The following is a 15,070-nucleotide window of genomic DNA, read 5'->3' on the forward strand; positions in this document are numbered from 1 at the left end:
CAGCAGACCGCAAGACCACCCGACCGCCGGCGCGACGCAGGGCAGCGAGCCCGGGCTCGTGCCACCGGTCGGCAAGCAGCCACGCCTCGACCAGGGCGCCGCGCCGGGCGAGCGCGGCGCCGGCGTACAGGGCGTCGCCGCCGTTGTCACCCGAGCCGACGAGCAGCACCACGCGGCGTCCGTACGCACCGCCGAGCAGGTCGATGACCACCTGCGCGAGGCCGTGCGACGCGCGCTGCATCAGCACACCCGAGGCGAGGTCCGGGCTGGCCTCCTCGGCTGCGCGCACCTGCGCGACGGTGTGGGCGTGCCGCATGCCCCCAACCTAGCGGCCGGGGGCAGCAGCACGAGTCGTCAGCGGACCCGGCCGTAGAAGACCGCGTCGGTCCAGATCGGCGCGAGCCGGACGACGTCGCCCGAGTGCGGCGCGTGCCAGATCTGGCCGTTGCCGGCGTAGATGCCGACGTGGTGGACGCTGCCCGCGCCACCGAAGAAGACGAGGTCACCCGGCATGGGGTCGGAGACCGGGGTCACGACCGCGGCCTGCGCGCCCGACGTACGGGGCAGGTGGATACCGACGGCGGCGTACGCCCAGCCGGTGAGGCCGGAGCAGTCGAACGCGCTCGGACCGGTCGCGCCATAGACGTAGGGCTTGCCGGCCTGCGCGGCAGCAGCGGCGACGATCCGCTGACCGATCGCTGCGGCCTCGCGCTCGCGGCGCTCGATGCGCGCCTCACGGGCGGCGGTGCGCTGACGCGCGATGGCGTCGAGGACCTGCTGCTCGTCCACCTGGACGAAGGCCGAGGCGGGCGGCACGGGGGCGGGGCTGGCGGGGGCGGCTCCGGCGGCCTGTCCGGTCACGAGGACGGTCAGGACGAGCGGGGCGGCGAGCAGGCGCGCGGTGGCGCGGGGCGACATGGTGAACATGGAGAGACTCCGGCAGCGACGCCTGCGAAAGATGACCTGTCGGGCGAGGACTGCTGGTGTCCCGGACGCTGTGCGTCCTTAGCCCCGAGCCGGACGTCGGTCCGGCGTACTACCTGGGTCTTCCGTGCCCGCGCTACTTCGTGTGCTTGGTCATCCCCATCGAGCGCGGGCCTCGGCGCAACGGGAGCGGCCCTCCGGTGGGAGGACTACTCCATTGAAGGTGCTTGCAAAAGTTAGCGCCATGACCGCGGTCACGGTCGGGGCGTGGCCCGCCTCACGCGCTCACGACTCGAGGATCACGTACGCCGTCGCCAGACCGCCGTCGTGGGCCAGCGACAGGTGCGTCGAAGCCACCCCGAGAGCGGCAGCCGCATCCGCGACCGTCCCTCGCAGTGCGAACGCCGGACGGCGACCGTCGACGCGGACCACCTCGCAGTCGTGCCACGAGAGCCCCGCGGGAGCGCCGAGCGCCTTGGCCATCGCCTCCTTCGCCGCGAAGCGGGCCGCCAGCGACTCCAGGGGCAATCCGGCCTCGGCATCCGTGAAGAGCCGCGAGCGCAGCGACGGCGTGCGCTCCAGCGCAGCACCGAAGCGCGCGATGTCGACGACGTCGACGCCGATCCCGACGATCACGTCAGCCGCAGATCACTCGACCGTGACGGACTTGGCCAGGTTGCGCGGCATGTCGACGTCGTGACCCATCAACGTCGCGAGCTCGCAGGCGAAGAGCTGGAGCGGCACTGCGGCCACGAGCGGCTGCAGCAGGACCGGCACCTTCGGGAGGCGGATCAGCTCGTCGGCGTACGGCTCGATGGCGGTGTCGCCCTCTTCGGCGAGGCAGATCGTGCGCGCACCACGGGCGCGGACCTCCTGGATGCCGGAGATCATCTTCTCGTGGAGCTGGTCGCGCCCCCGCGGCGGGACGACGCACCAGATCGGCAGCCCGTCGTCGACGAGCGCGATCGGGCCGTGCTTGAGCTCGCCGGCCGCGAAGCCCTCGGCGTGGATGTAGGCGAGCTCCTTGAGCTTCAGCGCACCCTCGAGGGCGACCGGGTAGCCCGCGTGACGACCGAGGAAGAGGACCGACGGCGTGCCGACGAACTCCTGCGCGAGTGCGTAGACCCGGTCGGCCTGACCGAGCACGGTCTCGATGTGGGCCGGCATCTGCTCGAGCTGGTCCATCACCAGGTTGATCTCGTCGGTGTAGCGGGTGCCCTTGACCTGCGCGAGGTAGAGACCGAGGAGGTAGCAGGCGACGAGCTGGGTCAGGAAGCCCTTGGTGGAGGCGACGCCGATCTCGGGACCGGCGTGCGTGTAGATGACCGCGTCGGACTCGCGCGGGATCGTCGAGCCGTTGCTGTTGCAGATCGCGAGCACCTTGGACCGCTGCGTACGGGCGTGGCGGATCGCCTGGAGCGTGTCGGCGGTCTCACCGGACTGGGAGATCGCGACCACGAGGGTCTCGCGGGTCAGGATCGGGTCGCGGTAGCGGAACTCGCTGGCGAGCTCGACCTCGACGGGGATCCGGCACCAGTGCTCGATGGCGTACTTGGCAACCATGCCGGCGTAGAACGACGTGCCACACGCGATCACGATGACCTTGTCGATGTCGCGCAGCTCCTCGTCCGAGAGGCGCACCTCGTCCAGCTGGAGCCGGCCGGCGGCGTTGCGGCGGCCCAGGAGCGAGTCGGCGACCGCGCGCGGCTGCTCGAAGATCTCCTTCCGCATGAACCAGTCGTGACCGTCCTTCTCCGCTGCGGAGAGATCCCAGTCGACGTGGAAGGGCTTGCCCTCGGCCGGAGCGCCGTCGAAGGTCGTCACCGAGACACCGTCGCGGGTGAGCGTCACGACCTGCGCCTGGCCGAGCTCCAGGGCCTCACGGGTGTGCTCGATGAACGCCGCCACGTCCGAGCCGAGGAAGTTCTCACCCTCGCCGAGGCCGACCACCAGCGGGCTGTTGAGACGGGCTGCGACGACCCGGTCGGGGTCCTGCGCGTCGATCGCGACGAGGGTGAAGGCACCCTCCATCTGGCGGCACGCGGCCTGCATCGCGGTCGTGAGGTCGACCCCCTTGTCGAGCTCACGCTCGATCAGATGGGCAGCCACCTCGGTGTCGGTGTCCGACAGCATCTCGTGGCCCTCGGCCTCGAGCTCGGCCCGGATCTCCGCGAAGTTCTCGATGATGCCGTTGTGCACGAGCGCGAGACGCTTCTCGCGGCCCAGGTGCGGGTGGGCGTTGCGGTCGGTCGGCGCGCCGTGGGTCGCCCAGCGCGTGTGGCCGATGCCGGTGGTCGACGCGGGCAGCGGGCTCTCGGCGATCGCCTTCTCGAGGTTGGCGAGCTTGCCGGACTTCTTGTCGCTCGCGATGGCGCCGTCGTGCACCAGTGCCACGCCTGCGGAGTCGTAGCCGCGGTACTCCAGACGACGGAGGCCCTCGATGACGACGCCCTGCGCCTGCTTGCTGCCGACGTACCCCACGATTCCGCACATGCCGCGAAGTCTACGGTGAGGGACTGGCGCCCCGGTCGCTGACGCGTGCTGCAACAATCGCTCGCATGTCTGGGCCCCTCCCCGAGCAGCAGCGCTCCGAGCGCGAGGCGTCGCCGTACGTCGAGCTGGACCGCGCCGCATGGGCTGCACTCGCCGAGGGCATGGAGTCCCCGCTCACCAACGAGGAGATCCGCGCGCTGCGTGGACTCGGCGACGAGCTCGACCTCGAGGAGATCCAGAAGATCTACCTCCCGCTCTCCCGCCTGCTCTCGATGTACGTCGAGTCGGCCGGTCGCCTGCACCGCAAGCAGGAGGAGTTCCTCAACCAGCCCCAGCCGCCACGCACGCCGTTCGTCATCGGCCTGGCCGGCTCGGTGGCGGTCGGCAAGTCCACCACCGCGCGCGTGCTGCAGCAGATGCTGGCGCACTGGCCGGAGCACCCGCAGGTCGCGCTGGTCACGACCGACGGCTTCCTGCTCCCCAACGCCGAGCTCGAGCGCCGCGGCATCCTGCACCGCAAGGGCTTCCCCGAGTCCTACGACCGCAAGGCGCTTTTGAAGTTCGTCATCGACATCAAGTCGGGACGCGAAGCGGTCGAGGCGCCGACGTACTCCCACCTCGTCTACGACGTCGTGCCGGATGAGAAGGTCGTCGTGCAGTCGCCCGACATCGTGATCGTCGAGGGGCTCAACGTCCTCCAGCCGGCGCGCACCCGTGACGACGGCAAGGTCGGCCTCGCGGTCGCCGACTACTTCGACTTCACGGTGTACGTCGACGCCGCCACCACCGACATCAAGCGCTGGTATGCCGAGCGCTTCCTCAAGCTGCGCGAGACGTCGTTCCGCAAGCCGGGGTCGTACTTCCGCCGCTACTCGAAGTTCAACGAGGCCGAGGCACTCGCCGAGGCGGAGCGGATCTGGGACGAGATCAACGGTCCCAACCTGATGGAGAACGTCCTCCCCACCCGCTCGCGCGCCAAGCTCGTGCTGCGCAAGGACGCCGACCACTCGGTCCGCTACGTGCGCCTGCGCAAGATCTGACCCTCAGCCGGCGCGCAGCGACCCCAGCACCGCCGCGTAGGCCGCGCCGCCCGGCGCCCCACGCACGCCGAGGTAGCGAGCCACGACGAGCGTGACCACCGAGTCGCCGACGCGTCGGGCGACCGCCGTGAGCTCCGCCCGCTCCCCCGCGCACGGGTTGGCCGAATCGCTGGTGTCGATGACGACGCGCGACGCTGCCGCCGTCCCACCCGAGGCGAGCCGCACGGGCTGCGCGGCCGAGGCTGTCAGCGGCGCGTCGGCGGGCAACCCTGCGTAGCCGCGCGCCCAGGCCACGGCCGTCGCCTCGGCGACCCCCGCGGGATTGGTCGAGACAACGGGGTCGGCGAGCACCGCCCAGCCCCCGGGCACGGGAGCGAAGTCGGTCCGGCAGCTGTTGCGCCAGGACAGCGCCTGACCGCGACCGGAGGCGATCACCGCGCCGTCCTCGCGATAGGCCGTGCGCTGGGCCGCGGGACGGCGCTGCCATGCACGCGGAACGGCGTACGACGCATCACCGACGCGCACGCGCACCCACTGCGCCGGCACCTTCACCGCAAGCGACGGCAGGCCCGTCGGCGAGCTCGTCGGCGACACAGCGGGCGACGCCACCGGCGGCACGCTGGGAGCAGCACCCGCCGTCGCGGGCTCGCGGCTGTGCTTGCTCACGAGGGCGGCCCCGATCCCGAGCGCACCGATGACCAGGACGGCGGCGACGGCCACCACGAGCGCACCACGTCGAAGACTCACGCGCCCATCTTCGCCTCACAGACGCTTCTGCACCTCGACGGTGCGCCCGACCTTGTGGAAACCGAGCTGGTCGTTGATCGCGACCATGTGGTCGTTGACGGTCGCGTTCCACGTCGTGATCTCGGCTGCAGGTTCGCCGTCCGCCTGCAGCGCGCGATGGTTGGCGACCTTCACCGCAAGACCGAGCCGGTGCCCGCGATGGTCCGCGCGCACGAGAGTGCCCCACTGGTGGCAGAGCGTCGTGTCGTGGACGGACACCGAGATCGTGGAGTGCGCCACCACCTCGCCCCCTGCCGTCAGCGCCAGCGCGTGCCACAGCGTCAGCCCCTGACGCGCGTACGTCGCCTCGCGCTCACGCCACCCCCGCACCGAGGGGTCCTCGGCCTCGAGGAGCAGGTCACCGGCCGGAGCCTCCACCGCGAGCCTCGAGGCGAGCGCGGCGTAGCCCGCGGCGTACGCGTCGGGGAGCGTGCCGCGCACCACCTCGATCCGGTACGCCGCGTGGTGCGGCGCCGCCTCGGCCGCGAGGCGGTCGAGCAGGGCAGGGTCGACGGGCAACGCCAGCCGGCGCTGGAGGTCGCCGAGCGCCACGTCGTAGCCGTGGGCCTGCGCGAAGCGCACGTCCGGCGAGCCCGCGCCGTCCTCGGGCAGCTCCAGGCCGAACTCGACCTCGGACATCGCGATGCTCCGCCCGCGCGAGCGGGCCGCGTCCTCGAGCACCTGCAGCAGCGCGCCGCCGACTCCAGCGCCACGAGCCGACGGCACGACGTCGACGAACACGTTGGCGAGCTCGAGGTTCGTCACGAAGGGCGTCTCCAGCAGCGCCGCTCCGACGACGGCACCGTCGCGCAGGGCGAGCCAGGCGCCACACCAGCGGTAGGGCACCGGCGTCGCCACCATGTCGTGGACCTCGGCCAGACGCCACGGCGCGGCGTCGGCACGTCCGTGCGTGACGGAGGCGAGGTGGACGGCGTGCCACCGCTGGATGTCGGTGGCGAAGGTCGGCGATGCGGGATCGAGCGCGACGATGCGGAGGTCGTTCACGCCCTCGACGGTAGGCCGCGCACGCCACGGCGCGCGAGCGAATTACGTCTCAGCCGAGGCGCTCGCGGACGACGTCCGCGAGCTTGTCCGCGACGGCCTGCGCCTCGGTCTCCGAGGTCGCCTCGACCATGACCCGCACGAGCGGCTCGGTGCCTGATGCGCGGAGCAGCACGCGGCCTTCGTCGCCGAGACGCGCTTCGGCCTCCGCGACGGCCGCGAGCAGCACCTCGTCGGTGGCCGAGCGGTCCTTGTCGACACCCTTGACGTTGACCAGGACCTGAGGGAGGCGGGTCATCGCTGCCGCGAGCTCGGCGATGGTCGCCCCGGTCATCGCCATCCGCTCGAGCAGGTGCAACGCGGTCAGGATGCCGTCGCCGGTCGTGGCGTGGTCGCTCATGATGACGTGGCCCGACTGCTCGCCGCCGAGGGAGAAGCCGTTGGCCTTCATCGCCTCGAGGACGTAGCGGTCGCCGACCTTGGTCGACACGACCGTGATGCCGGCAGCGCTCATCGCGCGGTTGAAGCCGAGGTTGCTCATGACGGTCGCGACGACCGTGTCGTCAGCCAGCTTGCCCTGCTCCTTGAGCGAGGCAGCGAGGATGCAGAGGATCTGGTCGCCGTCGACGACGTTGCCGGCCGCGTCGACAGCCAGGCAGCGGTCCGCGTCGCCGTCCAGCGCGAAGCCGATGTCGGCCCCGTCCTTGACGACCGCAGCGCGCAGGTTGTCGAGATGGGTCGAGCCGCAGCCGTCGTTGATGTTGAGGCCGTCGGGCTGCGCGTGGATCGCGGTCACCTCGGCGCCGGCGGCCTCCAGGGCGCGCGGGCCGGCTTCCGACGCGGCGCCCTCCGCGCAGTCGAGGACGACGCGCAGGCCGGCGAGCGGCTTCGTGGTGGTGCCGAGCAGGTGGCCGACGTAGTCGTCGATCGCCGCGTCGTACGTCGAGACGCGACCGACCGCACCGCCGGTGGGACGCTCCCACGCCTCGCCCATGCGCTGCTCGATCGCGTCCTCGATGGCGTCGTCGAGCTTCACGCCGCCGCGGGCGAGGAACTTGATGCCGTTGTCCGGCATGGCGTTGTGGGACGCGGAGAGCATGACGCCCAGGTCCGCGCCGAGCGAGCCGGTGAGGTACGCGACGCCGGGGGTGGGCAGGACGCCCAGGAGCAGCACGTCGACGCCGGCCGACGCGAGGCCCGCGACGACCGCGGCCTCGAGGAACTGCCCCGAAATGCGCGTGTCCCGGCCGACCACTGCCAGCGGGCGGTGCCCACTGAACTCGCCGCGGTCGGCCAGGACATGTGCTGCGGCGACGGAGAGGTCCAGGGCCAGCTCTGCGGTGAGAACACCGTTCGCCAGACCCCGGACCCCGTCCGTGCCAAACAGATTTGCCATGAAGGCAGGCTGCCAGATCAGCGCTTGCTGAACTGCGACGCCTTGCGGGCCTTCTTGAGACCGGCCTTCTTGCGCTCGACGACGCGCGCGTCGCGGGTGAGCAGACCGGCCTTCTTCAGCGTCGGGCGGTTGGCGTCGACGTCGACAGCGTTGAGCGAGCGGGCCACGCCGAGACGCAGGGCGCCGGCCTGACCGGCGATGCCGCCACCGTGGATGCGCGCGATGACGTCGAAGCGACCCTCGAGCTCCAGAGCGGCGAACGGCTCGTTCGCGATCTGGCGGTGGAGAGCGTTCGGGAAGTAGTCGTTGAGCTCACGACCGTTGATCGTCCAGACGCCGGTGCCCGGAACGATGCGGACGCGGGCGACGGCCTCCTTGCGGCGACCGGTGGCCGCAGCCGGGGCGATCGTGGCCGGCTTGAGCGGCGCGTCGGCGGCGGGGGCCGACTCGGAGGTGTAGGCAACGCCCTCGGCGTCGCTCTCGAAGGTCTCCTCGACCTCAGCGATGTTCTCAGTCATGTCCTGGTCCTCTGAAGTCACTGGGAGATCTGGGTGATCTCGAACGGCTTGGCCTGCTGGGCCGCGTGCGGGTGCGTCGGGCCCGAGTAGACCTTGAGCTGCTTCAGCATCTGGCGACCGAGGCGGTTCTTGGGGAGCATGCCCCAGACAGCCTTCTCGATGACCTTGCGAGCGTCCTTCTCGAGGCCCTCGCCGATCGGGGTGGCCGTCAGACCGCCCGGGTAACCCGAGTGGCGGTAGGACATCTTGGTCTTCGCCTTGTTGCCGGAGAGGGCAACCTTCTCGGCGTTGATGATGACGACGAAGTCGCCGCCCGCGACGTGCGGGGCGAAGGTCGGCTTGTGCTTGCCGCGGATGAGGTTCGCGGCGGTGACAGCGAGACGGCCGAGGACGACATCCTCGGCGTCGATGATGAGCCATTCACGCTGGATGTCAGCGGGCTTGGGGCTGTAGGTGCGCAAGGCAGTTCACAGCTTTCTCGTTCGTTGGTCCCGATGCACGGGGATGTGCGCCGGGGGTGGTGCGGCGCCTTCTGACGAACACTGCCCGGCATCTTCACCAACTGGTGGAGCATCCGGATCTGCATCCGACTCCGTGACGGAGCCTGAACGCGGCAGGAGGCGCGACTTGCAAGGATACGAGTCGGCGTGTCGGGGGGTCAAAACGGCGTCCGGACCTCTCCGTTCAACAGGGGCTCGCAGCGCCGTGAGGTGGTGAGCGTTCCCGTGGTCCGGACAGGATCTGGTTCCCTTTCGGGCTGTGCACCTAGATTGGGCGTCGTGACTGATTCATTGACCATCAGGGACAACCGCACGGGCACCGAATACGAGGTGTCCATTGTTGACGGAGCGATCAAGGCCGCAGACCTCGGCAAGATCAAGACCTCCGACGAGGACCCGGGGCTGTGCACCTATGACCCGGGCTTCACCAACACGGCCTCCTGCAAGAGCTCCATCACGTACATCGACGGCGACAAGGGCATCCTCGAGTACCGCGGGTACCCGATCGAGCAGCTCGCTGAGCAGTCGACGTTCCTCGAGGTCGCGTACCTCGTCGTCTACGGCGAGCTCCCCACCAAGGAGCAGTACGACGCCTGGGTGCACGAGATCACGTACCACACGTTCGTGCACGAGAACGTCAAGGGCTTCATGCAGGGCTTCCGCTACGACGCCCACCCGATGGGCATGCTGATGGCCTCGGTCGGCGCGCTGTCGACGTTCTACCCGGACGCCCGCAACATCCACGACGCCGACAACCGCCACATGCAGATCGTCCGCATGATCGCGAAGATGCCGACGCTGGGCGCCTGGGCCTTCCGCCACGCGCAGGGCAAGCCCTACGTGTACCCGGACAACGAGCTCTCCTACACCGAGAACTTCCTGGCGATGCTCTTCAAGATGAGCGAGCTGAAGTTCAAGGCCGACCCGCGCCTGGTCCGCGCGCTCGACGTCCTGCTGATCCTCCACGCCGACCACGAGCAGAACTGCTCGACCAACGCGGTCCGCTCCGTCGGCTCCTCGCAGGTCGACCCGTACTCCGCGGTCGCGGCCGGCGTCGGCGCCCTCTACGGCCCGCTCCACGGTGGCGCCAACGAGGCCGTCCTCAAGATGCTCAAGCGCATCGGCACGGTCGACAACATCCCGGCGTTCATCGAGGGCGTCAAGGCCGGCAACGAGCGCCTCATGGGCTTCGGTCACCGCGTCTACAAGAACTTCGACCCGCGCGCGAAGATCATCAAGAAGGCCTGCGACGACGTCTTCGAGGTCACGGGTGTCAACCCGCTCCTCCAGGTGGCGCAGGAGCTCGAGCGCATCGCCCTCGAGGACGAGTACTTCGTCAAGCGCAAGCTCTACCCCAACGTGGACTTCTACTCGGGCCTCATCTACGAGGCGCTGCAGTTCCCGCCGGAGATGTTCACGGTCCTCTTCGCGATCGGTCGCGCCCCGGGCTGGCTGGCCCAGTGGAACGAGCTGATCCAGGACAAGGAGCAGAAGATCGCCCGCCCGAAGCAGATCTACACGGGCGACCGCACGCTGACGTTCGTCCCGCGCGAGGAGCGCTGGGCCGACTGAGCATCGTCGAAACCCGGGTTTTGGTCCGCCGTCTGACGACTGAGCGAGGGCCCCGCGAGCTTGCTCGTCGGGGCCCGAGCGAGGGAGGAAGGCAGGAGCGCAGCGACTGCTGACCCGGGTTTTGGCGTCTTCAGACCCGGGTTTCGGTCAGCTCTTCCACTCCCAGGACGCCAGCAGCGGCGTGACCAGGTCGGCGAGGTCGCTGCGCTTCTTCGCTGCACCGGCGACCAGGACCATCGCTCCGCGGTGCTCGTCGCCGAGCGCGATCATCACCTTCCGGTACGGCGTGGGCTTGCGCCAGGCGCAGTCAACGACGCGATGCGTGCCCCCGAACGTCGTGTCCGTGCGGTCGCGCCGACACGTCGCTCCCTGCTTGCCCAGCACCTCGGCGGCGTACAGCGCTGCGGCCTCGGCATCGCTGCGGTCCTTGGCCTCGCTGACGAAGATCTGCCGCGTGTCGTCGAGAGCATCGACGGCGGCGAACTTCACGGGGCCGTCCAGGTCCCACTGGCTCTTCACCCAGCCCGTCGGCAGGACGAAGCTGGCCTTGTGGTCGGCGGTCTCCTGGCGCCCGGAGAGCGGTGTGGCGCGGGCCGGCCGGTCTCCCTTCGACGGGCCTCCCCCGCACGCGCCGAGCGTCGCGAGGGAGGACAGGGCGAGGATCAGCGCGGGGGCGGTACGACGGAGCATGCGCGCATCGTGCCAGCCGAGCCTGAGAGGAACCCGCACGGCCGACGGCGTGGACACCAGGGCACCGCTCAGGCGGGCCGGATCGACTCCAGCACGCGGAACCCCTTGGCGCTGCCGATGCGCTCGGTCGGGTAGCCCCGCTCGGTCAGCCACCGCTGCAGCGAGTCCCCGCCGAGGTTCTTGCCGACGACCATGACCGCGCGGCCACCGGGGAGCAGGCGCGGCAGCCAGGTGAGCAGCAGCTCGTGCAGGGCCTCCTTGCCGATGCGGATCGGCGGGTTCGACCAGATCTCGTCGAACGTGTAGTCGGTCGGCACCTGGTCCGGCGTACAGGCCACGACGCGGGAGTCGACGCCGAGGGCGCGGGCGTTGTCGTTCATCAGCCGCACGGCGCGCTCGTTGACGTCGATGCCGATGACGGAGGCGAGCGGGACCTGCTTCGCGATGGTCAGGCCGATCGCACCGTAGCCGCAGCCGAGGTCGAGGAAGCGACCCTGGACCGGCGGCTCGGTCTCCTTGAAGAGCACCGAGGTGCCGATGTCGAGGCGGCCCTTGGCGAAGACGCCGCTGCCGCTCTCCATCACGAGCTCCTGGTCCCAGGCCTCGAACTCGACCCGCTGGCGCTCGAACGGCACCGACGGGTCGGCGGTGAAGTAGTGCTCGTCCTGCTCAGCCATGGTGCAGCTCCTCCTCGGTGTGCTCGCGGCGGGCGCGGGCCTTCTCGGCCTGCAGCGCGAGCTGGCCGGCCGGCGGGTAGCCGACCTCCTCCAGGGTCAGACCGTGCGGCGCAACCACCGCGACCGCCGCGTCGCGCTTGCCGTTGACGAGTACGTCGTGTGCCCACTGCGGCGACTTGCGCCCGTCGCCGACAGCCAGCATGCAGCCGACGAGGGCCCGCACCATCGAGTGGCAGAACGCGTCGGCGCGCACGGTCGCGACCGCACGCTCGTCCGCGTCGCGGTACCAGTGGAAGTCGAGCAGCGTCCGGATCGTCGTCGCGCCCTCGCGCTTCTTGCAGAACGCCGCGAAGTCCTTCAGGCCGATCAGCATCCGGCTCGCCTCGTTCATCGCGTCGAGGTCGAGCGGTGCGCGCCAGGCGAGCACGTGGTTGCGCATCAGCGGGTCGTGCAGGTCCGGGGTGTCGGCCACCCGGTACGCGTAGCGCCGCCACACGGCCGAGAACCGCGCGTCGAAGCCCTCCGGAGCCTCGCTCACCCCATGGATCCGTACGTCGGTCGCCAGGATGCCGTTGAGCCGACGATGCAGCGAGGCGAGGGGCGTCGGAGCGGCGCGCCCCGCGGTGGCCTCCAGCACCTCGGCGTCGACGTCGACGTGGACCACCTGGCCGCGCGCGTGCACGCCCGTGTCGGTGCGCCCGGCGCACACGACCTGGACCTCGGGGAGCCGGAGCGCGGTCGCCAGGGCCGCTTCGAGGTCGCCCTGCACGGTGCGCAGGGCAGGCTGGCGCGCCCAGCCCTTGAAGCCGCCCCCGTCGTAGGCGAGGTCCATCCGAATCCGCACGCGCGCATCCTCCCATCCGGCCTGTGGAGGGAGCGAGCCGGACCGGGCCCGCTTGTCGGTGGCCGGTGCCAGCGTGGCAGTGCCGGGTCAGCGAGGCCCGGCAGGGAGGATGGACCCGATGACCAGCACAGCCCAGGGCAGGACCGACGTCGACCCGATGCTCGCCAAGGTGCGCAAGCTCCTGGCGAAGGCAGCCGACCCCGCCACGACGCCCGAGGAGGCGGAGTCCTACACCGCCAAGGCAGCGGCTCTCGCCGCGGCGTACGGCATCGATCAGGCATTGCTCGCAGAGGCCGATCCCGGCGCGGACCCGATGGGCGACCGCGTCGTTCCGCTGGACGCGCCGTACGCCGCAGACAAGGGCGACCTGCTCTCGGTGATCGCGCACGAGCTGCGCTGTCGCGCGGTGCGACGCATCGACCGCCGGGCCAGCGGCAAGGAGATCACGCTTCACCTGTTCGGCCACGCGAGCGACCTCGACCGCGTCGAGGTCCTCTTCACCTCGCTGCTGCTCCAGGCGACCCGCGACCTGACCCGCACACCGGTCCCCCGCGACCAGCACGCGGCTGCGTTCCGCCGTTCCTGGCTGGCAGGCTTTGCGATGGCGATCCAGCAGCGTCTGGCCGATGCCGAGAGGCGGGCCGCTGCGGAGGCCGCCCCGCGGTTCGCTGCCGCCGGCAGCACGGCTGCCCTGGTCCTCGCCAGCCGCTCCGAGCTCGTTGAGTCGGCCATGCACGACGCCTACCCGCACCTCCGCACGGCGCGCCCGCGGGTGCTGTCGGGCAGCGGCGGTCGCCACGGATGGGACGCCGGCCAGCGCGCCGATCTCGGTGAACGCTCTCGGCTCGCGCGTGCCGCGCGCGGCATACTGCGCACGTGACTCGTCTCGGGGCCCTTGCGCTTGCGGCCGGCCTGCTCACCACAGCGGCGTGCGGCTCCGGCTCCGACTCTGCCCTCGGCAGGCGCCCCACGGCGTACCCGGCGGCCGGTAGCAACAGTGCGTCCGCGGCGGGGCCGGGCATCGAGTCCGAGCTGGTCACCCGGGCCACCACAGCCGTCGAGGCCGCGCTGAGCTACGACCACGCGACGTACGCCGCCGACACGGCGGCCGCCGAGGCCCTCATGACCCGCACCTTCGCGGCGTCGTGGGAGCGCATCGCGGAGCGGCTGCGGCCCCACAGCGACGAGCGCCATGCACGTGCCACCGCCCGGGTCGTCGACGCCGGTGTCACGGGCGCGACCAGCCGCGCCGCGCAGGTCCTGCTGCTGATCGACCGGAGCGTCCACAGCAGCGAAGGGGCGCAGACCTCGGGCGGCTATGCCGTCGCTACGCTGCGCCACGGCCGCAGCGGCTGGCTCCTGGCCGGCCTGGGCCTCACCCCGCCCCGCCGCCAGGTCACCGAGCAGCGACCGGTCCCGGCCACCGTGCTCGCAGCCGCGACCGCCGTCGCCGACGCGTACGCCGACATCAACAGCGCCCATCCCCACGCAGACATCGCGCGCCTGCTGTCGTTGACGTCCGGCGCCTTCCACCGCGACTACGAGCGGGCCTCCCCCGAGCTCGTGGAGCGCGTCGTCGCGTCGCGCGCCGTCCAGGACGGCGTCGTGGTCTCCGCAGGCCTGTCCTCGCTCAAGGGCGCGCACGCACGCGTGGTGGCCGTCGTGACCACCGTGCTGCGCATCCCCGGCCAGAGCCCCGAGCACAGGATCCTCCGCCTCGACCTCGACCTGGTGCGCACCCCGACGGCCTGGCTCGCCCGCGGCATCCGGCTCGTGCCCGACGCCGGCGCCTGAGCGCCTCCGCGACCACGGACCCCCGGAGAAGCAGAAAGGCCCGCCATCCTCACGGATGACGGGCCCTCCCGAAGCCTGACGGCTAGATCACTTCTTGCCAGCCTCGACGAAGCCAGCGGCCTCGGCGTTCTCGGCGGTGTCGAACCAGATCTCGGCGACGGTGGCGTCGTACCACTGGCCACCCTCCTGGTGGAACTTCATCGAGTCGCGGTTGCCCTTGATCGTGAAGCCCTCGGGAGCGGAGCCGTCCTCGAGCGGAAGCGCGGCACCGGCCGGCAGCTCGGCGTCGGCGAGCGTCGCGACCTCGGCCTCAGCGGCCTCCTCGACGACCTCGGCCGGAGCCTCCTCGACGACCGGGGCAGCCGGAGCGGCCTTCGGCGCCTGCGGGGCGAACTGCTCGGTCACCAGCTCGATGATCGCCATGGGGGCGTTGTCGCCCTTGCGCGGACCGATCTTGGTGATGCGGGTGTAACCACCGGGACGCTCCGCCATGAGCGGGGCGATCTCGGTGAAGAGGATGTGCACGACACCCTTGTCGCGGATGGTCTTGAGGACCTCGCGACGGTTGTGCAGGTCACCCTTCTTGGCCTTGGTGATCAGCTTCTCCGCGTGCGGACGCAGCGTGCGCGCCTTCGCCTCGGTGGTGGTGATCCGACCGTGCTCGAACAGGGCCGTGGCCAGGTTCGACAGGATCAGGCGCTGGTGAGCGGGCGAGCCGCCGAGGCGGGCACCCTTCTTCGGAGCGGGCATTGCCATCTCACTTTCTCTCGGGCCGTGTCAGGTACCCGGGTAGACGCCGGCGTCAGTCGCCGGCGATTTGGTGGTGGTCGGGGC

17 protein-coding genes are annotated in these 15,070 nt (G+C 70.9%); 4 read left to right on the forward strand and 13 right to left on the reverse strand.

Going from position 1 to position 15,070, the window contains the following annotated elements; translation table 11 throughout:
• From EPD65_RS15730 to glmS, 4 genes are all read right to left on the reverse strand, one after another.
• A partial coding sequence (locus EPD65_RS15730) for an NAD(P)H-hydrate epimerase (RefSeq protein WP_279387581.1) occupies positions 1-316 on the reverse strand: 316 nt, incomplete at its 3' end.
• A 38-nt stretch (positions 317-354) separates the two neighbouring features.
• Positions 355-927, reverse strand: coding sequence for a C40 family peptidase (locus EPD65_RS16695; RefSeq protein WP_131585820.1), 573 nt, complete (start codon positions 925-927; stop codon positions 355-357).
• Positions 928-1,209: 282 nt separating this feature from the next.
• Positions 1,210-1,560 (reverse strand): holo-ACP synthase, encoded by a 351-nt coding sequence (locus EPD65_RS15740; RefSeq protein ID WP_131585822.1) that lies wholly within the window; start codon positions 1,558-1,560, stop codon positions 1,210-1,212.
• A 12-nt stretch (positions 1,561-1,572) separates the two neighbouring features.
• The gene (gene glmS / locus EPD65_RS15745; RefSeq protein WP_131585824.1) at positions 1,573-3,417 is read right to left on the reverse strand and encodes a glutamine--fructose-6-phosphate transaminase (isomerizing); all 1,845 of its coding nucleotides are present in this window, start codon (positions 3,415-3,417) and stop codon (positions 1,573-1,575) included.
• A 65-nt stretch (positions 3,418-3,482) separates the two neighbouring features.
• On the opposite strand from glmS, the gene coaA reads away from it, so the two are divergent.
• Positions 3,483-4,457 (forward strand): type I pantothenate kinase, encoded by a 975-nt coding sequence (gene coaA / locus EPD65_RS15750; protein WP_131585826.1) that lies wholly within the window; start codon positions 3,483-3,485, stop codon positions 4,455-4,457.
• A 3-nt stretch (positions 4,458-4,460) separates the two neighbouring features.
• On the opposite strand, the gene EPD65_RS15755 is transcribed toward coaA, so the two are convergent.
• The 5 genes from EPD65_RS15755 to rplM are packed head-to-tail and all read right to left on the reverse strand — an operon-like array spanning position 4,461 to position 8,620.
• Complete coding sequence (locus EPD65_RS15755; protein WP_131585828.1) at positions 4,461-5,204, reverse strand: DUF8017 domain-containing protein; 744 nt, start codon at positions 5,202-5,204, stop codon at positions 4,461-4,463.
• Positions 5,205-5,219: 15 nt separating this feature from the next.
• Positions 5,220-6,248, reverse strand: a complete 1,029-nt coding sequence (locus EPD65_RS15760; protein WP_131585831.1) for a GNAT family N-acetyltransferase — start codon at positions 6,246-6,248, stop codon at positions 5,220-5,222.
• Positions 6,249-6,297: 49 nt separating this feature from the next.
• Positions 6,298-7,641: a phosphoglucosamine mutase gene (glmM, locus tag EPD65_RS15765; protein WP_131585834.1), complete on the reverse strand. Its 1,344-nt coding sequence runs from the start codon at positions 7,639-7,641 to the stop codon at positions 6,298-6,300.
• A gap of 17 nt (positions 7,642-7,658) precedes the next feature.
• Positions 7,659-8,159 (reverse strand): 30S ribosomal protein S9, encoded by a 501-nt coding sequence (gene rpsI / locus EPD65_RS15770; RefSeq protein ID WP_131585836.1) that lies wholly within the window; start codon positions 8,157-8,159, stop codon positions 7,659-7,661.
• A 17-nt stretch (positions 8,160-8,176) separates the two neighbouring features.
• Positions 8,177-8,620, reverse strand: coding sequence for a 50S ribosomal protein L13 (rplM, locus tag EPD65_RS15775; RefSeq protein WP_131585839.1), 444 nt, complete (start codon positions 8,618-8,620; stop codon positions 8,177-8,179).
• Between the two features lie 318 nt (positions 8,621-8,938).
• On the opposite strand from rplM, the gene EPD65_RS15780 reads away from it, so the two are divergent.
• Positions 8,939-10,231, forward strand: coding sequence for a citrate synthase (locus EPD65_RS15780; protein WP_131585842.1), 1,293 nt, complete (start codon positions 8,939-8,941; stop codon positions 10,229-10,231).
• Positions 10,232-10,378: 147 nt separating this feature from the next.
• On the opposite strand, the gene EPD65_RS15785 is transcribed toward EPD65_RS15780, so the two are convergent.
• The 3 genes from EPD65_RS15785 to truA all read right to left on the reverse strand — a co-directional run bounded on the left by EPD65_RS15785 (position 10,379) and on the right by truA (position 12,430).
• On the reverse strand, positions 10,379-10,921 hold the full coding sequence (locus tag EPD65_RS15785) for a hypothetical protein (RefSeq protein ID WP_131585845.1): 543 nt from the start codon (positions 10,919-10,921) through the stop codon (positions 10,379-10,381).
• A 68-nt stretch (positions 10,922-10,989) separates the two neighbouring features.
• Positions 10,990-11,598, reverse strand: a complete 609-nt coding sequence (locus EPD65_RS15790; RefSeq protein ID WP_131585848.1) for a class I SAM-dependent methyltransferase — start codon at positions 11,596-11,598, stop codon at positions 10,990-10,992.
• Positions 11,591-12,430, reverse strand: a complete 840-nt coding sequence (gene truA, locus EPD65_RS15795; RefSeq protein WP_131585857.1) for a tRNA pseudouridine(38-40) synthase TruA — start codon at positions 12,428-12,430, stop codon at positions 11,591-11,593. The genes EPD65_RS15790 and truA overlap by 8 nt, the downstream gene beginning before the upstream one ends.
• A 130-nt stretch (positions 12,431-12,560) precedes the next feature.
• Here truA and EPD65_RS15800 point away from each other — a divergent pair, with 130 nt between their 5' ends.
• Together EPD65_RS15800 and EPD65_RS15805 are read left to right on the forward strand one after the other, a co-directional pair.
• The gene (locus tag EPD65_RS15800) at positions 12,561-13,322 is read left to right on the forward strand and encodes a DUF2786 domain-containing protein (RefSeq protein WP_131585851.1); all 762 of its coding nucleotides are present in this window, start codon (positions 12,561-12,563) and stop codon (positions 13,320-13,322) included.
• Positions 13,319-14,236, forward strand: a complete 918-nt coding sequence (locus EPD65_RS15805; protein WP_131585854.1) for a hypothetical protein — start codon at positions 13,319-13,321, stop codon at positions 14,234-14,236. The genes EPD65_RS15800 and EPD65_RS15805 overlap by 4 nt, the downstream gene beginning before the upstream one ends.
• A gap of 87 nt (positions 14,237-14,323) precedes the next feature.
• Here EPD65_RS15805 and rplQ read toward each other — a convergent pair whose 3' ends face one another.
• Positions 14,324-14,986 (reverse strand): 50S ribosomal protein L17, sunset domain variant, encoded by a 663-nt coding sequence (gene rplQ, locus EPD65_RS16620; RefSeq protein ID WP_131585860.1) that lies wholly within the window; start codon positions 14,984-14,986, stop codon positions 14,324-14,326.
• Between the last annotated feature and the right edge of the window lie 84 nt (positions 14,987-15,070).

Source organism: Nocardioides jejuensis (genome assembly GCF_004337475.1).
GTDB classification, from domain to species: domain Bacteria; phylum Actinomycetota; class Actinomycetes; order Propionibacteriales; family Nocardioidaceae; genus Nocardioides; species Nocardioides jejuensis.